The organism is Streptomyces sp. NPDC019224, from assembly GCF_040632605.1.
In the GTDB taxonomy this organism is placed as follows: domain Bacteria; phylum Actinomycetota; class Actinomycetes; order Streptomycetales; family Streptomycetaceae; genus Streptomyces.
Genome location: NZ_JBEYCF010000008.1, coordinates 138,242 through 156,121, shown reverse-complemented (window position 1 = coordinate 156,121; position 17,880 = coordinate 138,242). Strand labels below are relative to the sequence as shown.

Here is a 17,880-nt window from a genome sequence, read left to right as displayed (position 1 = left end):
GTGTACGGGGACGGACCCGCGTCACTCCGCGGCGGCTTCGCCCGCAGGTTGCTCCGAGCCGGGTTGCACCAGGGGAACCGTGGCCCCCGAGCCCTGCCGTACGGCCTCCACCGCGGCCGCATGCAGCGCACGGCTCGCTTCCTCCGACGGACAGGGCACGGGACTGCCCGCCATGGTGAACCAGTCGGCCGCATCGGTGTACTGCACGGTGATCTGTGCCGTGCCCTCGGCCCAAGTGGTGTGGATGGTCAGGTCACCGGACAGCGGCCCGACCTCCTCGGTGAGCACGCCGCCGTGCCCCGAATACACTCCGCGTGTTGTCCAGGACGCCCAGGTCATGCATTCAGGCTCGCACCAAAGCAGCCGGATCGCGAGCCGCGTGAGCAGGGAATTCGGACTGTCGTCGCATCCTCGCCCGCAGTGCGTGAAATCCCCTGATCTCCCGGGGCCACGCAGGCCGGTGCGGGATGGCGGTCGATCGGGTGACACTGCCCGGTCATCCCACATGCCGGAGCCGTACGGCGGTTAAGCATGCGGGCATGACACGTGACTCCCACTCCAAGAACACCGGATTCCTCCGTGCTCACCGCCTGCGTGCCGCCGGCGTCGCGTGCGTCGCGCTCACCGCGGCCCTGCTGACCGGCTGCGGCCAGGACAGCGGCAGCACGTCCACGACCACGAAGACCTCGGAGGCGGCCCGCGCCGTGCCCGAGGCGACGAGCCCGTCCCCCAGCGGGAGCGAGAGCGCCTCGCCCGGCCAGATGACCGAGGACCAGAAGGAACGCAAGGAGCTGATCTCCGCCACCAAGGTCACCTACGACAAGGCCATCACCACGGCCGAGGGCGCGGTCAAGGGAAGCAAGCTCATCGAGCTCGAACTCATGAGCGCCGAGGACGCGGCCAATGAGGACGGCGCGAGCTCCAGCCCTTCGCCGACCGGCAGCCCTTCGCCGACCGGCAGCCCCTCGCCGACCGGCAGCGCTTCGCCGACCGGCAGCGCTTCGCCGACCGGCAGCGCCTCGCCCGGTTCCGGACCGCAGTGGGTCGCGACCGTCGCCGCCAAGACCGGGACGAAGCACAAGGTCCACATCGACGCCGTGTCGGGCAAGGTCGTCAGCTCCGCCGAGGACTCCGGCCAGGAGACCGCCGACAAGGCCAGGACGGTCAAGCAGATGACCGAGGCCAAGCAGACGCCGGAGCAGGCCGCGCAGGCCGCCACGGCGAAGAAGAAGGGCACGGTCACGTCCCTCGAGCTGGACGAGAACGACCAGGGCACCCTCGTCTGGAAGACCGATGTCGTGACCGAGGACTGGAAGAAGACGACCTTCGACATCGACGCGTCCAACGGCTCGGTCACCCACGAGGAGACCGACACCGACTGAAGCGGTTCCCGCTCCGAGCAGCCCCCGGTCCGCACGGACCGGGGGCTGCTCACGTCAGGCGGGCCGCACGGCCTCCTGCTGCTGCTCCGGCGCGTCCGGTGACGCGAACTGAGTCCGGTACAGCTCCTCGTACCGGCCGCCCGCCGCCAGCAGTTCGGTGTGCGTGCCCCGCTCGACCACCCTGCCCTCCTCGACGACCAGGATCAGATCGGCGGCCCGCACCGTCGACAGCCGGTGCGCGATCACCACGGCAGTGCGCCCCTCCAGCGCCTCGGCCAAGGCCTCCTGCACGACCGCCTCGGACGTGGAGTCGAGGTGTGCGGTCGCCTCGTCCAGGATGACCACGCGCTGCCGGGCCAGGAGCAGCCGGGCGATCGTCAGCCGCTGGCGCTCACCGCCGGAGAGCCGGTAGCCACGCTCGCCCACGACCGTGTCGAGACCGTCGGGCAGCGAGGCCACCAGACCGTCGAGGCGGGAGCGCCGCAGCGCGTCCCAGATCTCGTCCTCGGATGCGCCGGGCCTGGCCAGCAGAAGATTGGCGCGCACCGAATCGTGGAAGAGGTGCCCGTCCTGGGTGACCATGCCGAGCGTTTCACGGATCGACTCGGCGGTCAGATCGCGTACGTCGACGCCGTTCAGCCGCACCGCCCCTTCCTCGGTGTCGTAGAGCCGGGGCAGCAGTTGGGCGATCGTCGACTTGCCGGCCCCCGATGAACCGACCAGGGCGACCATCCGGCCGGGCTCGGCCCGGAAGGAGACGTCGTGCAGCACCCGCGTACCTCCCCGGGAGTCCAGCGTCGCGACCTCCTCCAGCGAGGCCAGCGAGACCTTGTCGGCGGAGGGATAACCGAAGGAGACCCCGTCGAACTCCACGGAGACGGGCCCCTCGGGCACCGGGCGGGCGTCCGGCTTCTCCGCGATCAGCGGCTTCAGGTCCAGGATCTCGAAGACCCGCTCGAAGCTCACCAGCGCGCTCATCACCTCGACCCGGGCACCGGCGAGCGCCGTCAGCGGGGCGTAGAGCCGGGTGAGGAGCAGAGCCAGCGTCACGACCGCACCCGGCTCCAGGCTCCCGCGCAGCGCGTAGTAGCCGCCCAGCCCGTAGACGAGCGCCAGGGCCAGCGCGGACACGAGGGTCAGCGCCGTGATGAACGTGGACTGCGCCATCGCCGTACGGATGCCGATGTCCCGTACCCGCCCGGCCCGCGCCGCGAACTCGGCGGACTCGTCCGCGGGCCGGCCGAAGAGCTTCACCAGCGTGGCACCGGGCGCCGAGAACCGCTCGGTCATCTGCGTGCTCATCGCCGCGTTGTGCGCGGCCGCCTCGCGCTGCATCCGCGCCATGCGCGAGCCCATCCGCCGGGCCGGCACGACGAACACCGGCAGCAGCACCAGCGCGAGCAGGGTGATCTGCCAGGAGATGGTCAGCATCACCGCGAGCGTCAGCACCAGTGTCACCACATTGGAGACCACCCCGGACAGGGTGTTGCTGAACGCCCGCTGCGCCCCGATGACATCGTTGTTGAGCCGGCTCACCAGTGCCCCGGTCCGGGTCCGGGTGAAGAACGCGACCGGCATCCGCTGGACGTGGTCGAACACCGCGGTGCGCAGGTCCAGGATCAGCCCTTCGCCGAGCGTCGCCGACAGCAGCCGGGTCAGCAGGCCGAGACCGGCCTCCGCCACGGCGATCACGGCGATCAGCAGGGCCAGCCGTACTACGGTGCCGCTCTCCTTCCCCTGCACGATCGCGTCGACGACCCGGCCGGCCAGCATCGGCGTCGCCACGGCCAGCAGTGCCGTGATCACGCTGAGCAGCAGGAACCGGTAGAGCTGCCGACGGCGCGGCCGGGCGAAGGAGGCGATCCGGCGCACAGTGGCCCGGGAGAACGGTCTGCGGTCCGCTTGTGCGTTGATCGCGCTGTGCAGCGACGACCAAGCGGTGACTTCCATGCTCATGCGGTGCCTCCGGGGCAGACGGGTCGATACGGCCCCGGGCGGCCGACTCGGACGACGGGGTGTGGAACAGAAGGCTAGGAGCTCAAGCGAACTTGAGGTCAATTCTTTCGGTGCCCGGTGCGGACCCGGCTTCGAACCTGCGTAGAATCGGCCCCTGTTTCCGGCCGGACGACGGCAGACACGACCGATTGAGGCAGTTCGACGTGAGTTTCACAGACAGTTCCGAAGCACCGATCTACGCCGGTCTCGTGAAGGAGCACGGGGACGTGCCGGCCGAGGTGCGCCGGGTGGCTGAAGAGACCATGCGCGAGGCCGACCGCGCCATCGACTTCAGCGATATTCGCAGGTCAGCGGCGTACCGGTAATCCCTGAAGCGTCCCCGTCAGGCTTCCTTCCCAGCTTCCGCCGAGCCCTCGGCACCCCCGGCCCCGGCCCGCGCGGACGGGCCTCCCGTGTCATGCCCGTATCCACCGTCCGACACAGGCCGGCGGCGGGGCGGTGACGTCTCGTCCTGCGGACCCGGCTCTCCCGTCGGAGCATGGAACGAACAGTCGCCGACGACTTCGGGACGAAGGGAAGCGGGATGGGTGGTGAACGGCATGAGCCACCGACCGACGCGTTCGAGGCCGAGCTGGATCAGATCGAGGCACTGAACCGGCTGCAGGCGCCGGGCCCCGACCCCGCGTCCCCTCCGGGGACGGCCGAGGGGACCCGGGCCGGTGGCACGTCGGAGGAGGCACGGCGCCGAGACTCCCTGCTGCTCTCGGCCGGACACGCGGTGGCCGCGGCCGACACCCTCGATGAGGCCCTGCGACTCGCCGCCGGCCTGTACGCCCCTGACTTCCCGCTCGACGGCCAGTGCGTCTTCGGCGTCGCCGACGGCAACCTGACGGCACTCGGGCAGTACGGATTCCGGCCCGGCGGAGCGGCCCGCGGCTTCCGCATGCCGATGAACACCGGCTACCCGGCGGCCGAAGTGGCCAGGACCGGGCGCGCCGTCTATCTCGGCTCCACCCAGGAGTACCGCCGCCGCTTCCCGGCGACCTGGCACATGTCCGCCCGCAAGAACCGCGAGGCCTGGGCCTTCCTGCCCCTGGTGACCGCAGGGCGGGTCGTCGGGGCCTGGCTGGCCGCCTTCCGCACGCCCATGGACTTCACGGCGAGCGAGCGCGCCCTGCTCACCGTCACCGGACGCATGATCGCCCAGGTGCTCGAACGGGCCCGGGCCAGCCGCGCCGAACTGGAACTCTCCCGGGGCCTGCGCCGCAGCATGCACACCGCCGGCGCGGCCCTGACCGGACTGACCGTCGCCACCCGCTACGTGCCGACCGGCGGGGGGCTCATGGTCGGCGGGGACTGGTACGACAGCATCGACCTGCCGAACGGCCGGTTGGCTGTCGTCATAGGAGACGTCCAGGGCCACGATGTGCACGCCGCCGGGCTGATGGCCCAGCTGCGCACCGCCGTGCACGCGTACGCCGCCGAAGGGCACGGCCCGGACGCCGTACTGGCACGGGCGTCCCGCTTCCTGACCACCCTCGACGAGGACCGCTTCGCGACCTGCCTCTACATCGAGGCCGACCCCTCCACCGGCAACCTGCACATCGCGCGCGCGGGGCACCCGCACCCCGTCCTGCGCATGCCCGACGGCACCTGCGTCCTCAAGCACGTCAGCGGCGGGCTGCCGCTCGGACTGATGCCCGGCGAGGAGGACTACCCCGTCGACACCGTGCGGCTGCACGAGGGCGAGATCCTCATGCTGTGCACCGACGGGCTGATCGAGAACGGCGGCCACGACATGTACACCGGCTGGGTGCGGGTGCGTGACGCGTTCTCGCCCGGACCCGACGACGACCTGGAGGGCATGGCCGACCGGATCATGGCGGCCGTCCTCAGCCCCCGCCCCGGCGCGCGGGAGGACGCCGTCGCACGCGACGGCGACGACATCGCACTCCTGCTGCTGCGGCGCGACGCCGTCCACGCCCGCGCCGAGGTCAGCCGGCGCCGGCTCGTGCTCACCGTCGACCAGGACCAGGGGGAGGGGCTGGCCGAGGCCCGCGCCGAGCTGAAGGCGCTGCTGCACGACTGGGCGCGCCCCGACCAGATCGACACCGCGGTGCTCCTGGCGACCGAACTCCTCGGCAACGTCCTCGTGCACACCGACCAGGACGGTGCCCTCAACGCCACCGTCTCCGGCGAGGCGGGCACGCGCCGGCTGCTCGTCGAGGTCATGGACCGCGGCGACGAACTGCCCCACCAGCGCACCCCGGGCGAACTCGCCTCCTCGGGCCGTGGCCTGCTCCTGCTGGACATCCTCGCCGACCAATGGGGCGTGCGGCCCGAACCCGAGGGGAAGACCGCCTGGTTCGCGCTGAACGAGGCCGCCCCGGACGACGCCGACGGCACGCCCGGCAGCTGAGACCGGGCCGCTGCGGCCCCGTCCCTCAGGCGCCGGCGCCGTCCGGCCGCTGCGCCAGGACCGCGCCCAGGAGCAGCCCGGTGCCGATCGCCGTCACGACGGTGACCAGTTCGGTCAGGTCACGGAAGCCCTCGATCGCGTACCCGCCCGCCAGGGCCGTCAGCCCGCGCATGCCCAGCGAACCCACCGTCAGGGTGAAGAAGCCCGGCAGCACCAGGACCAGCCGCGGCGGGCGGCCGGGCCGTCGCGCCAGCCAGGTGGCCGCGGCACCGAGCACGACCGCCGCCGTGAACGTACCCCCCACGTCACCGAGCAGCCGCGTGAAGCCCGTCTGCACACCCACTGTCAGATACACGAGAACCAGGAGCATGCCCAGCAGGCGTGCGGGAACGGCGAAGGCCAGCAGGGCGCCGACGGTGAAGACGACCCAGCTCGCGAAGAGCACCCAGCGCGGCAGATCAGCCCCGGCCGCCACGTCGAACAGGTCCTGGCGGGGGCGGCCGGTGATGACGAGACCCAGGACCACGCCCACGTAGAGCTGGACCAGGAGCGCGACCGCGTACACGAGGCGCACGGCGCCGGTCGTGAGGTAGCCGGCGGCGAGCTCGGCCGCCGCCGCACTGAGGTAGTCCCCGGGGACGAAGAAGAACAGGGCGGGAAGCATCAGCAGCACGGGGCCGCCGTGCGCGGGGGAGCGGGCGAACAGCTCCAGGGCGAGCAGCGAGACGGTGACCGCTGCGATCAGGGGGAGCACCTTCGCCAGCCGGGGCAGCCGGTCCGCCGCGACGGCCAGGCACGCCGCTACGGTGGCCAGCACCGCCGTACTCCCGACCTCGTACCAGGTCGGCTGTACCAGCGGGGCGAAACCCACCGAGAACAGCACGACCCCCACCAGTTTCGCCCACCAGGGATACGGGGGAGCGGCGCGGGCGATCGCGGCGAGCCGGCCGCCGGCCCGCCGGACGTCCAGCCGGCCCGCCGCCACCTCGTCCATGAGCGGCTTGAGCGCCACCACCCGGTCCATCCGGAAGACCTCGGGGGAGGCGCGCACGACGATCGTCGAACTCCTGCCGTGCGAGGTCACGACGACCGTGGCGGCGTCGGGCAGCACGGCCACCGACGCGGTGCCGCCCAGGCCGCGGGCCGCCACGACGACGGAGCGTTCGACCCGCTCCGCCCCCTCGCCGCTGCTCCCGAGCAACAGCCGGGTCAGTCCGGCGAGAAAGCCGGTGAGAGCGTCGTGGTCGTCCTCCCGGTCCGCTCCCGCCGCCTCGCCCATCGGTCTCGCCCCCTCAACGCGCTGAGCGCCGGGCGCGGGCGAACGCGTGGAGGAAGAGGGCCTCCACGTGCGCCATGTGCTCGATCTCCGTCGGGTCGACGCTCTCGTTGGGCGCGTGGATCAGGCACTGCGGTTCCTCGACGCCCATCAGGATGATCTCGGCCGATGGGCAGGCGTCCGCGAGGACGTTGCAGAGCGGAATGGACCCGCCCTGTCCGAGGTACGTCATCGGCTTGCCGTACACCGACTGCATCGCCTCGCCGAGCGCCCGGTACGCGGGACCGTCGGTTGCCGCGCGGAACGGCGCGCCGGCGGACTCCGGTTCCACCCCGACCCGTACGCCCCACGGAGCGGCGCCGGTCAGATGGTCCGTCAGCGCGCGCTGGGCGGCCTCCGGGGCGGTCCCCGGCGGGATGCGCAGGCTCACCCGGGCTCTGGCCGTCGGCGGGACCGCCGCGGACGACCCCACCACCGGTGGACAGTCGATGCCGAGGACGGTGACGGCCGGCCTGGCCCACAGCAGATCGGACACCGAACCGGTGCCGGTGAGGGGGACCCCGTCGAGGACTCCCGCGTCCTGGCGGAACTGCTCCTCCTCGTAGTGCGCGCCCTCCCAGGTTCCGGTGGAGTCCAGCTTCTGAATCCGCGTCGCCCCGGTTTCGGGGTCGCGCAGGGTGGAGAGCAGCTGGATCAGTGCCGCCAGCGCGTCGGGCGCCGGGCCGCCGAACATCCCGGAGTGCACTTCGCCGGCCAGGGTGTCGACGGTGACCACGACGTTCACCAGTCCGCGCAGCGAGGTGGTGGCGGTACCGACGCCGACGGCCGCGTTCCCGGTGTCGCAGATCAGCAGGGCGTCGGCGGTGAACTCCTCGGGGTGCTCGGCCACGTACGCTTCGAGGCCACCGGTGCCCTGCTCCTCCGATCCCTCGGCCACGAACCTCAGCCCGACGGGGATGTCGTCGCCGAGGGCGCGCAGGGCGGTGAGGTGCATGACGATGTTGCCCTTGCAGTCGGCGGTGCCCCGCCCGTACCAGCGGCCATCCCGCTCCGTCAGGGTGAAGGGCGGCGTGGTCCACGCGTCGTCGTCGAGCGGGGGCTGCACGTCGTAGTGGCAGTAGAGCAGCACGGTCGGGGCGCCCGGTGGGGGCGGCCGGTGCCCGATCACAGCGTTGCTGCCGTCCGGGGTCTCGACGAGGCGTACGTCCCGCAGACCGGCCTCGGTGAAGGCGTCGGCGACCCACTGGGCGGCCCGCACGCACTCCTCGGGCGGGTACTGCCGCGGATCGGCCACGGAGGGGATGGAGACCAGTTCGGTCAGGTCGGTCCGCGCGTGGGACATCAGCCCGGCGATACGGCCGGCGAGTGCGTCGGCAGCCATCAGTGCCTCACGGTGTTCTCGGTCTTGAGGTCGTCGAGCTTGTCCTCGATCTGGTCGAGCTTGTCCGGGCAGTAGATCTCCAGGATCTTCGCCTCCGCCCTGACCGCCTGGGTGTCCCCGATCACGGGGCGGGTGCCGGGGCCGGTGGCCCCGTTGGCCAGGCTGATCTTCCACAGCGCCGACTTGAGCGCGGAGCCGGGCTTCTCGCAGACCTGGCCGCCGTCGTCGCCCAGGGTGCGCTCGATGGTGCCGACGTCGGGCCGGGGGTAGCCGGCCGCCTCGGCGGCGTCGGCGAGCTGCTCGGCCTTCTTCGTCGCCTGGTTGTTCGTCTTGACCTTCTCGTACCGGATGATTCCGGCGATGGCGAGCGCCACTAGGACGGCGATCGCGCCGAGATAGAGCCAGCGGTGCTCGGAGGCGAAGCGGGTGGGGCTCATGACGTGGCCTCCTCACCGGCCGCTGCCGTGCGCCAGCCGGGTTTGCGCAGCTTCAGGAACAGCCACGGGATCAGCAGGCCGAGGACGAAGAGACCGCCGCCGATGATGGCCACGTACGCGCCGACGCTGCCGTTGCCGAACTGCGAGGGCGGTACGAACCCGATGACCAGGGCCGCGAGCGAGGCCAGCAGGCCGACCACGCACAGCAGGCCGAGCGCGGGGACGCGGTAGCCGCGCGGGTGGTCCGGCTGGGTCTTCCGCAGCCGGACGGCCGCCACGAACATCAGCAGGTAGACGATGAGGTACACCTGCGTGGTGATGGTGGAGAAGATCCAGTAGACGCTGGAGACGTCCGGGACCAGCGCGTACAGCAGCGCGATGACCGTGGTGACGACGCCCTGCGTGACCAGGATGTTCTGCTGGATGCCGTTCTTGTTGAGCCGCTGGAGGTAGGGCGGCAGGTAGCCCTCGCTCCGGGAGATCTCCAGCAGGCCCTTGGACGGTCCCGCCAGCCATGTCAGCATGCCGCCGAGTGCCGCCGACACCAGCATCACCGCGGCGATCGGTGTCATCCAGCCGACGTGGAAGTGGGCGAAGAACGCGTCGAACGCCTGCATGACCCCGGCCGTCAGGCTGAGCTGGCTGGAGGGCACCACCCAGCTGATCGCCAGCGCCGGCAGGATGAAGATCAGCAGCACCAGGCCCATCGCCAGGAACATCGACTTCGGGTACTCCTTCGCCGGGTCGCGCAGCGAGGAGACGTGTACGGCGTTCATCTCCATGCCGGAGTACGACAGGAAGTTGTTGACGATCAGTACGAGGCTGGCGAGCCCGGTCCACTGAGGGAGCAGGTGCGCGGAGGTCATCGGCGCGGCGGACTCGTTCCCCTGTCCGAGGAAGACGATGCCGAGCACGACCAGCACGGTGCCGGGCACCAGCGTCCCGATGACGAGGCCCCAGGAGGAGAGCCCCGCCAGGGCCTTGGTGCCCCGGGACGAGACCCAGACGCCGGTCCAGTAGAGCACCATGATCACGATCGCCGTGTACACGCCGTTGGACGCCAGCGAAGGATCGATGACGTAGGCGATGGTGGACGCCACGAATGCCAGGAGGCTCGGGTAGTAGAAGATCGTCATCGCGAACTGGCACCATACGGCGAGGAAGCCGAGCGGCTTGGACAGCCCTTCGCTCACCCAGCGGTAGACGCCGCCGGGCCAGCCCGAGGCCAGTTCCGCCGAGACCAGCGCGGTCGGCAGCAGGAACACGATGGCCGGGATGAGATAGAGGAAGACGCAGGCCAGCCCGTAGACCGCCATCGTCGGCGCGGCCCGCAGACTCGCCACCGAGGCCGTGGTCATCAGGGCGAGCGTCAGCCAGCTGATTTTGGGCGCCGTGGGCCGGGCCCTGGCTACGGTCCGTGCCGAGTCCTTCGGCAGATCCGCCGGCATGTCCATCGCGCTCATGAGTACCTCCGGTCGCGACGCCACAGGTGCGGGCGTTCAGAACGCAAGCCTTGGCCGGTTCGCCCCGTTCCGCGCGCGGGGTCACCCGAACGGGTGGCCGGACTGGTGTTTGCGGGTGGCCATTACGCCAAATGGGTTGTGTCGCAACCGTTGACAGCTCTCCCGGCAACTGGCTTCATGAGCAACGCCCTTGGGAGCGCTCCCACGCCCTGGGGGCCTCCGCACCCCGCATCCGCCCGGCACCCCCACCGACGTGACGAAGGGACAGTTCCGTTGCGCTCGTTCACTCTCCCCACCCTGCGAAGAGGATCCCGCAGGCCCCGCCCTCTCGAAGCCGTCGCACTGGCGCTCGCGGTCGGCGCCGGCCTCCTGCTGCCGCTGTCACTGCCGACCGGGGCCGCGGCCGCCCCGGCCTTCGACTACGGCGAGGCACTGCAGAAATCCGTGCTCTTCTACGAGGCGCAGCAGTCCGGAAAGCTGCCCGACACCAACCGGGTCGCCTGGCGCGGCGACTCCGCGCTCGATGACGGCAAGGACGTCGGCCTGGACCTGACGGGCGGCTGGTACGACGCCGGCGACCACGTGAAGTTCGGCCTCCCCATGGCGTACTCGGCCACCATGCTGGCCTGGGGCGGCGCGGAACAGAAGGCGGCGTACGAAGCGTCCGGCCAGCTGCCGTACCTGCGCGACAACCTGCGCTTCGTCGACGACTACCTCCTCAAGGCCCACCCCTCGCCCAACGTGCTGTACGGACAGGTCGGCAACGGTGGGGACGACCACAAGTGGTGGGGCCCGGCCGAAGTGATGCCGATGGAGCGTCCGGCGTACAGGATCGACGCCTCCTGTCCCGGCAGCGACCTGGCCGGCCAGACGGCGGCGGCCCTGGCCTCCTCCTCGATCGTGTTCGCCGAGAGCGACCCCTCGTACGCCACGAAGCTGATCACCCACGCGAAACAGCTGTACACCTTCGCGGACACCTACCGGGGGAAGTACAGCGACTGCATCACCGACGCGAAGAGTTACTACAACTCCTGGAGCGGGTACAACGACGAGCTCGTCTGGGGTGCGATCTGGCTGTACAAGGCGACCGGCGATGCCGCGTACCTCGCCAAGGCGGAGTCGTACTACGACAACCTCTCGACCGAGCCGCAGAGCACCACCCGGTCCTACCGCTGGACGCTCTCCTGGGACGACACCTCCTACGGGGCCTATGTGCTGCTCGCCCAGCTGACCGGCAAGCAGAAGTACATCGACGACGCCAACCGTTGGCTGGACTGGTGGACGGTCGGCGTCAACGGACAGCGGGTGCCCTACTCACCCGGCGGCCAGGCGGTGCTGGACAGCTGGGGATCGCTCAGATACGCGGCGAACACCGCTTTCGCGGCCCTGAGTTACTCCGACTGGCTGGCCGGTGACGCCACCCGCAAGGCTCGCTACCACGACTTCGCGGTCCGTCAGATCAACTACGCGCTCGGCGACAACCCGCGCAAGTCGAGTTATGTGGTGGGCTTCGGCGAGAACCCGCCGGCCAAGCCGCACCACCGCACGGCCCACGGCTCGTGGACCGACCAGATGAACAACCCCGTGGAGAGCCGGCACACCCTGTACGGGGCGCTGGTGGGCGGCCCGAGCGCCGCCGACGACTCGTACACCGACGACCGCTCCAACTACGTCAACAACGAGGTCGCCACCGACTACAACGCCGCCTTCACCGGAGCCCTGGCCCGGCTCTACGCGGAATACGGAGGCGCTCCGCTCGCGGACTTCCCGCAGCCGGAACAGCCGGACGGCCCGGAGATCTCCGTCCAGGCATCCGTGAACGCGACAGGCGGCAACTTCACCGAGATCAAGGCGTACCTGATCAACCGGTCCGCATGGCCTGCCCGCACGCTCACCGACGCCTCGGTGCGCTACTACTTCACGCTGGAGCCGGGCGTCACGCCCGACGACATCGGCTTCAGCACCAACTACAACCAGTGCGGCGAGGTGACCGGCCCCACGCACCTGGAGGGCGACGTCTACTACGCGACGGTGGACTGCTCGGGCACGGACATCGCACCGGCCGGCCAGTCCGCGTACCGCAAGGAGGTGCAGTTCCGGATCACCTCGGCCGGTGCCTGGGACCCGTCGAACGACTGGTCCTACCCCTCCTCGGCGACGACTCCGGGCAGCACCCCGGTCGACGCGCCGCACATGGTGCTCCTTGAGGGCTCGGCGCCCCAGTGGGGGAGCGCGCCGGACGGCACGGACCCCGGGCCCGGCCCCGACCCCACGACCACCCCGGACCCGACGACGACGCCCGACCCGTCTCCGACACCCGATCCGACGGACACGCCCGGCCCCGTGCCGGGGGCATGTGAGGTCACCTACCGGGTAAGCCAGGCGTGGGGCACAGGTTTCACCGCCGATGTGACGGTGAAGAACACCGGCTCGACGCCGCTCGACGGCTGGCAGCTGGCCTTCGACTTCCAGGGTGCCGAGAGCCTCAGCAACGCGTGGAACGCGACCGCCGCACAGAGCGGCACCCGGGTCACGGTCAAGAACGCGGCCCATACCGGGGCCGTACCGGCGGGTGGCAGCGTCTCCTTCGGGTTCCAGGCGAACGGTGCACCGGCGGCCGACCCGGCCGTCTTCACGCTCAACGGGAAGGAGTGCCGCTGACCGGCCCGTCCGGCACATCTCACCGGCCGCTCACCGGGGGCAGATCCAGTGTCCCTTCACCCAGTGCGTGTCCCAGTGCCCGGGGACGTACACCGTGGCCCAGTGCCCCTTGTGCCACTGGACGTGATGGGTCCAGTGGCCGGGCTGCCAGTGTCCGTTCCGGTCGTAGTGTCCGGGGTGCCAGACCTTGTGGTCGGTGTAGTGGCCCTTGACCCACTGCTTCGCCCAGTGGCCCTTGACCCACTGCTTCTGCCAGTGGCCCTGCTGCCAGGTGCAGTGGTCGTGGTGGTGGGTGGTCACGGCGGACGTGGCGGCCGGGGCGGGGGCCGAAGCCGGGGCGGCCGAGGCCGCCCCGGCGGTCCCCAGGGCGGCTCCGCCGGCGAGCAGGCCGGTCGCGGTGGCGCCTGCCAGCAAGTGGCGGATTCGGGTGGAAGCGGTCATCGGACACACCATCCTCGTGTCGGAACGGACCCCCGAGCCCAATGAAGGGGAAAGCCGAGAAGACATAAATATAGCCCGAATGGGGGAATATGGCCGTTCCGTCGAAATGAGCCATCCGTCGCCGGTCACGCCCGGGTCGGTGTCCTGAGCGCCGCGTACGTACCGGAGATCGCCGCCAGAAGCATCACACAGCCGGTGAAGACGAGCCCGGCGTCGCGCAGCCCCAGCCAGGTGGCCATCGCACCCACGCCCACCACCGGCACGGAGATCCCGGCGTACGCGACGACGAAGAACGCCGAGATGGTGCCGCCCCGGTGCTCTGCGGGAGCGGCCTCGCTGATCAGGGTGAGGGCGGACCGGAACGCGAGCCCCTGCCCGATGCCTCCGCAGACGGCGCCCAGGACGAGTACGACCAGCGACTTGGCCAGCAACGACGACGTCACCAGCAGAAGCCCGGCGATCAGGACGGCGCAGCCGAGCGGCAGCGCGCGACGGACCCCCATGCGCGGGGCGAGCGACTGTCCGATCGTCGAGGCGCAGAACACCGAGAACACCACCGCACCCGTCACCGCCAGGTTGTGCACGCCCAGCGTCTTCGCCGCGAAGCTCGGCGCCACAGCGGTGAACAGGCCGAGCAGCGCGAACCCGGCGAAGGCGGCCAGCGCGGCAGGCACGAACACGCCCTTCACCTCCGCGGGCACCCTGACACCCTGCGGTTCGAGGCGGGGCCACCGCTGTGGCTCGGCCACGGTCTCCGCCAGCCGCCAGGTGATGACACACGCCACGGCGACCAGACCCAGGTGAACCCAGAACGGCAGGGACAGTGGCCAGGGCGTGTACTCGGCCAGCAGACCGGAGAGCAGTGGGCCGCAGCCCAGACCACCCATGTTCGCGGCCGTGGCGGCGAACCCGGCACGTGCCTTCTGCCCGGGGCCCGCCAGCTCGATGACCGCCGCCGTCGCCGCGCCGCTCAGCAGCCCGGCCGCGCCGCCGGACAGCACCCGGCCGGCGAAGAGCAGGGGCAGCCCACTCTCCAGCAGGAAGCAGCCCGCACTCGCGGCGGACAGAGCCATCGCGGCCAGCAGCACGGGTCTGCGGCCCACCTTGTCCGAGTAGTTGCCCGCCACCAGGAGCACGGAGATCACCGCGACCGCGTACACGGCGAAGACCACGGTCACCATCAGCTCGGAGAAGCCGATCTCCTTCTGGTAGAGCCCGTAGAGAGGGGTCGGTAGCGTGGTGCCGGCCATTCCGACGGCGAACACGATCGCCGCTGCCGCGTACCCCGCCCGGCGGCCGCTCACTCGTCCCGTATCCTCACGCACCATCACGCACGTCACTCTATGCAGCGGGGCCCCGGTCAGGGCGACGGGTCGCCATCCGTCGCAGCCCGAAAGAGAGCCCTCATGAGGATCGTCGACGCGAAGGTCGTCGTCACCAGCCCCGGCCGCAACTTCGTGACGCTGAAACTGACGACCGACGAAGGAATCACCGGTCTCGGTGACGCCACGCTCAACGGCCGGGAGCTCGCCGTCGTCAGCTACCTCACCGACCACGTGGCGCCCCTGCTCACCGGCCTGGACCCGCACCGGATCGAGGACACCTGGCAGTACCTCTACCGGGGCGCTTACTGGCGGCGCGGCCCGGTCACTATGGCCGCCGTCGCCGCCGTCGACGTAGCACTGTGGGACATCAAGGCGAAGGCCGCGGGCCTGCCGCTCTACCAGCTGCTCGGCGGCGCCTCCCGCGACCGCATCGCCACCTACGGCCACGCAAACGGGCGCGACATCCCCGAACTCCTCGACTCCGTGCGGGAGCGGCTGGCCGAGGGCTACCCCGCCGTCCGCATCCAGACGGGCATCCCCGGTCTCAAGGCCGTCTACGGGGTGCATACCACCGACGAGCACGGTGCGCCCGTCCTTCACCAGCAGACCCGGCCCCTGGTCGAGGACTGGGACACGGACGCCTACCTGCGGCACACCCCGGCCGTGTTCGAGGCGGTACGAGCCGAGTTCGGCGCCGAAATACCGCTGCTCCACGACGCGCACCACCGGCTCACACCCATTCAGGCGGCCCGCCTCGGCAAGGACCTGGAGCCGTACCGCCCCTTCTGGCTGGAGGACTGCACCCCCGCCGAGAACCAGGAGGCCCTGCGGCTGGTGCGCATGCACACGACCACGCCCCTCGCGCTCGGCGAGGTCTTCAACACGGTGCACGACTACCAGACACTGATCACCGAGCAGCTGATCGACTACGTGCGCTCCGCGGTCACCCACTTCGGCGGCGTCACGCCGTTGCGCAAACTCTTCGACTTCGCCGCGCAGTACCAGATCAAGAGCGCGATCCACGGGCCGGAGGACATCTCCCCGGTCGGGATGGCCGCGGCCCTCCACCTCGATCTCGCCGTCCACAACTTCGGCATCCAGGAGTACTCGGGCCACAACGCCCTCACCGAGGAGGTGTTCCGGCACGCGTACACCTTCACCGACGGCTTCCTGCACCCCGGCGAGACGCCCGGCATCGGTGTCGAGCTGGACGAGGAACTCGCGGCGGCCCACCCGTACGAGCAGACCTATCTGCCGGTCAACCGGCTCCGGGACGGCACCGTGCACGACTGGTGACCGGAGGAGGGGGCCCGGACGCCCGGGACCCCTTCGCCTTTACGGGAACGCCGGCTGGAGGCCCGCGTACACCCCGCGACGGTTCAGCAGTTCCTCGTGCGTGCCGACCTCCGCGATCCGGCCGCTCTCCATGACCACGATGCGGTCGGCGCCCTGGATGGTGGAGAGGCGGTGGGCGACGACGAAGACGGTCCGGCCGTGCACGAGCCGGGACAGCGCCTCCTGCACGAGCGCCTCGGAACGGTTGTCCAGCGCGGAGGTGGCTTCGTCCAGCACCAGGACCCTCGGATCGCGGATCAGCGCCCTGGCGATGGCGAGCCGCTGCTTCTGGCCGCCCGAGAGGCGGGCGCCGCGCTCACCGACCACCGTGTCCAGGCCCTGGGGCAGGTGGCGGACGAACTCCATGGCGTTGGCGTCCTCCAGGGCGCGCAGCAAGGTCGCCTCGTCCGTGTGCCCGAGGCCGTACGTGACGTTGTCGCGGATGCTGCCCTCGAAGAGGATCGACTCCTGCGGCACGACCGACAGGAACCGCCGGTAGCTGCGCAGGTCGAGCCCGGCCATGTCGGTGCCGTCGAGCAGGATGCGGCCCGAGGTGGGGCGGATGAAACCGATGAGGAGGTTGAGCACGGTCGACTTGCCCGCCCCCGACGCACCCACCAGGGCGATCGTCTCGCCCGGTCGCGCGGACAGCGTGAACCCGTCGACGGCGGACTGGGCGTCGTCGTACGCGAAGGCGACATCCTCGAAGTCGATGCGGCCGGTGACCTGTTCCACCTGCGCCTTGCCCGCGTTGTGCTCCAGGTCGGGCGCCTGAAGGACCTCGCCTGCCGAACGCACCGACTCCAGCCCTTTGGTGAGGATGGGGGCCAGCCCGAGAAGGGTGGTCACCGAGCCGGTCAGGACGGTGAAGAAGGCGCTCAGCATGACGACGTCACCGGCGGTGACGGGCATCCAGCCGTGGTACGCCACCAGCGCGGACCCGGTCAGGCACAGCACACCGAGCGTGTTGAGGAGCACCCAGGCCAGCGATCCGAAGCGGCCGTTGAGCATGTCCAGGCGCAGACCGGCGGCGAACACCTGCCGCAGCGAGCCGTCCACGCGGCCCAGTGCGGTCCGCTCCAGGCCGTGGGCGCGGGTGATGGGGATGAGGGTGGTCATCTCGCCGACGCGGGAGGACAGCTGCTCGACCTCGCGACGGAAGGACTCGTTGTGGCTGCGCAGCCGGCCGCGCAGCTTCATCACGAGGAACCCGGCGGCGGGGACGACGATCAGGAAGACGGGCAGGAAGGAAGGCACCCGGACGCCGATGACGACGAGCCCGCCGACCAGTGTCACGACGGCCCCGAGTCCCATGTCGGCGCTCTGCTGCACCATCTGTTCCACCGCTTCGACGTCGCGGACCACCTTGGCCTGCAGCACGCTCGAACTGACCCGGGCGTGGTAGCCGACGGAAAGCTGCTGCATCCGGCGGCACAGTGCCGAGCGCAGGGTGATGCCCATGCGGCGGATGCTGCCGCCGAGGCACCGTACGTACCACTGGTGGAGCGGGTAGTTGAGGACGAGGATGAACAGGAGGAGGCCGGTGGCCTGCCACAGTTCGGACTCCTGGCCGTGCTGGACCACCACGTCCAGCACCGTCGCGGTGATCAGTGGCAGCAGCCATATGGGGCTGTGCTTCACGGTGAAGAGGACGACGGCGAGGGCCAGCCGCCCCCGGTCCGGGCGGAAGAGCAGAGCGAGGGTGCGGACCGGGTGTTCGCCGCGGTAGCGGTGGTCCAGGTGATCGAAGGGTGCCAGGGATTCGGCGGAGGGTGGGGATACCGCTTTCTGCATGGCACCATCC

Annotated in this window: 14 protein-coding genes; 5 read left to right on the top strand and 9 right to left on the bottom strand. The window is 70.7% G+C overall.

All coding sequences use genetic code 11. The features are described from left to right. Positions 1-21: 21 nt before the first annotated feature. Positions 22-339, bottom strand: coding sequence for a hypothetical protein (locus ABZ564_RS07885; RefSeq protein ID WP_360851251.1), 318 nt, complete (start codon positions 337-339; stop codon positions 22-24). A 200-nt stretch (positions 340-539) separates the two neighbouring features. On the opposite strand from ABZ564_RS07885, the gene ABZ564_RS07880 reads away from it, so the two are divergent. Continuing rightward, positions 540-1,382, top strand: coding sequence for a PepSY domain-containing protein (locus tag ABZ564_RS07880; protein WP_360851248.1), 843 nt, complete (start codon positions 540-542; stop codon positions 1,380-1,382). Positions 1,383-1,436: 54 nt separating this feature from the next. On the opposite strand, the gene ABZ564_RS07875 is transcribed toward ABZ564_RS07880, so the two are convergent. Beyond that, positions 1,437-3,338 (bottom strand): ABC transporter ATP-binding protein, encoded by a 1,902-nt coding sequence (locus tag ABZ564_RS07875; protein WP_360851245.1) that lies wholly within the window; start codon positions 3,336-3,338, stop codon positions 1,437-1,439. Between the two features lie 203 nt (positions 3,339-3,541). Between ABZ564_RS07875 and ABZ564_RS07870 the strand changes: the two genes are divergently transcribed. After that, positions 3,542-3,703, top strand: a complete 162-nt coding sequence (locus tag ABZ564_RS07870) for a hypothetical protein (RefSeq protein WP_360851242.1) — start codon at positions 3,542-3,544, stop codon at positions 3,701-3,703. 218 nt (positions 3,704-3,921) lie between these two features. After that, complete coding sequence (locus ABZ564_RS07865) at positions 3,922-5,757, top strand: SpoIIE family protein phosphatase (RefSeq protein ID WP_360851323.1); 1,836 nt, start codon at positions 3,922-3,924, stop codon at positions 5,755-5,757. Between the two features lie 25 nt (positions 5,758-5,782). On the opposite strand, the gene ABZ564_RS07860 is transcribed toward ABZ564_RS07865, so the two are convergent. Genes ABZ564_RS07860 through ABZ564_RS07845 form a run of 4 tightly spaced genes read right to left on the bottom strand, consistent with a single transcriptional unit; the run spans position 5,783 to position 10,314 of the window. Then, a complete protein-coding gene (locus ABZ564_RS07860) occupies positions 5,783-7,036 on the bottom strand; it encodes a threonine/serine exporter family protein (RefSeq protein WP_360851239.1) in 1,254 nt (417 codons plus the stop codon). Between the two features lie 13 nt (positions 7,037-7,049). Continuing rightward, on the bottom strand, positions 7,050-8,414 hold the full coding sequence (locus ABZ564_RS07855) for a dipeptidase (RefSeq protein ID WP_360851236.1): 1,365 nt from the start codon (positions 8,412-8,414) through the stop codon (positions 7,050-7,052). Then, entirely contained in the window at positions 8,414-8,851 is a 438-nt protein-coding gene (locus ABZ564_RS07850; protein ID WP_360851233.1) for a hypothetical protein, read from the bottom strand. The genes ABZ564_RS07855 and ABZ564_RS07850 overlap by 1 nt, the downstream gene beginning before the upstream one ends. Further along, positions 8,848-10,314 carry an APC family permease gene (locus tag ABZ564_RS07845; protein WP_360851230.1) on the bottom strand — a complete coding sequence of 489 codons (1,467 nt, stop codon included), beginning with the start codon at positions 10,312-10,314 and terminating at the stop codon, positions 8,848-8,850. Before ABZ564_RS07845 ends, ABZ564_RS07850 begins: the two co-directional genes overlap by 4 nt. A 273-nt stretch (positions 10,315-10,587) precedes the next feature. On the opposite strand from ABZ564_RS07845, the gene ABZ564_RS07840 reads away from it, so the two are divergent. Beyond that, complete coding sequence (locus ABZ564_RS07840) at positions 10,588-12,975, top strand: glycoside hydrolase family 9 protein (RefSeq protein ID WP_360851227.1); 2,388 nt, start codon at positions 10,588-10,590, stop codon at positions 12,973-12,975. 30 nt (positions 12,976-13,005) lie between these two features. Here ABZ564_RS07840 and ABZ564_RS07835 read toward each other — a convergent pair whose 3' ends face one another. After that, positions 13,006-13,416, bottom strand: a complete 411-nt coding sequence (locus ABZ564_RS07835; RefSeq protein ID WP_360851224.1) for a hypothetical protein — start codon at positions 13,414-13,416, stop codon at positions 13,006-13,008. Positions 13,417-13,541: 125 nt separating this feature from the next. Further along, the gene (locus tag ABZ564_RS07830; protein WP_360851320.1) at positions 13,542-14,744 is read right to left on the bottom strand and encodes an MFS transporter; all 1,203 of its coding nucleotides are present in this window, start codon (positions 14,742-14,744) and stop codon (positions 13,542-13,544) included. A gap of 78 nt (positions 14,745-14,822) precedes the next feature. On the opposite strand from ABZ564_RS07830, the gene manD reads away from it, so the two are divergent. Then, positions 14,823-16,037: a D-mannonate dehydratase ManD gene (gene manD, locus ABZ564_RS07825; protein WP_360851221.1), complete on the top strand. Its 1,215-nt coding sequence runs from the start codon at positions 14,823-14,825 to the stop codon at positions 16,035-16,037. Positions 16,038-16,076: 39 nt separating this feature from the next. On the opposite strand, the gene ABZ564_RS07820 is transcribed toward manD, so the two are convergent. Next, positions 16,077-17,870: an ABC transporter ATP-binding protein gene (locus tag ABZ564_RS07820; protein WP_360851218.1), complete on the bottom strand. Its 1,794-nt coding sequence runs from the start codon at positions 17,868-17,870 to the stop codon at positions 16,077-16,079. Positions 17,871-17,880: the final 10 nt, after the last annotated feature.

What these genes read in the sequence shown, in the direction of transcription:
- ABZ564_RS07835 (WP_360851224.1), bottom strand. Translation starts at nt 13,416, where the DNA reads ATGACCGCTTCCACCCGAATCCGCCACTTGCTGGCAGGCGCCACCGCG.
- manD (WP_360851221.1), top strand. Translation starts at nt 14,823, where the DNA reads ATGAGGATCGTCGACGCGAAGGTCGTCGTCACCAGCCCCGGCCGCAAC.
- ABZ564_RS07845 (WP_360851230.1), bottom strand. Translation starts at nt 10,314, where the DNA reads ATGAGCGCGATGGACATGCCGGCGGATCTGCCGAAGGACTCGGCACGG.
- ABZ564_RS07855 (WP_360851236.1), bottom strand. Translation starts at nt 8,414, where the DNA reads ATGGCTGCCGACGCACTCGCCGGCCGTATCGCCGGGCTGATGTCCCAC.
- ABZ564_RS07830 (WP_360851320.1), bottom strand. Translation starts at nt 14,744, where the DNA reads ATGGTGCGTGAGGATACGGGACGAGTGAGCGGCCGCCGGGCGGGGTAC.
- ABZ564_RS07885 (WP_360851251.1), bottom strand. Translation starts at nt 339, where the DNA reads ATGACCTGGGCGTCCTGGACAACACGCGGAGTGTATTCGGGGCACGGC.
- ABZ564_RS07850 (WP_360851233.1), bottom strand. Translation starts at nt 8,851, where the DNA reads ATGAGCCCCACCCGCTTCGCCTCCGAGCACCGCTGGCTCTATCTCGGC.
- ABZ564_RS07820 (WP_360851218.1), bottom strand. Translation starts at nt 17,870, where the DNA reads ATGCAGAAAGCGGTATCCCCACCCTCCGCCGAATCCCTGGCACCCTTC.
- ABZ564_RS07860 (WP_360851239.1), bottom strand. Translation starts at nt 7,036, where the DNA reads ATGGGCGAGGCGGCGGGAGCGGACCGGGAGGACGACCACGACGCTCTC.
- ABZ564_RS07880 (WP_360851248.1), top strand. Translation starts at nt 540, where the DNA reads ATGACACGTGACTCCCACTCCAAGAACACCGGATTCCTCCGTGCTCAC.
- ABZ564_RS07865 (WP_360851323.1), top strand. Translation starts at nt 3,922, where the DNA reads ATGGGTGGTGAACGGCATGAGCCACCGACCGACGCGTTCGAGGCCGAG.
- ABZ564_RS07875 (WP_360851245.1), bottom strand. Translation starts at nt 3,338, where the DNA reads ATGAGCATGGAAGTCACCGCTTGGTCGTCGCTGCACAGCGCGATCAAC.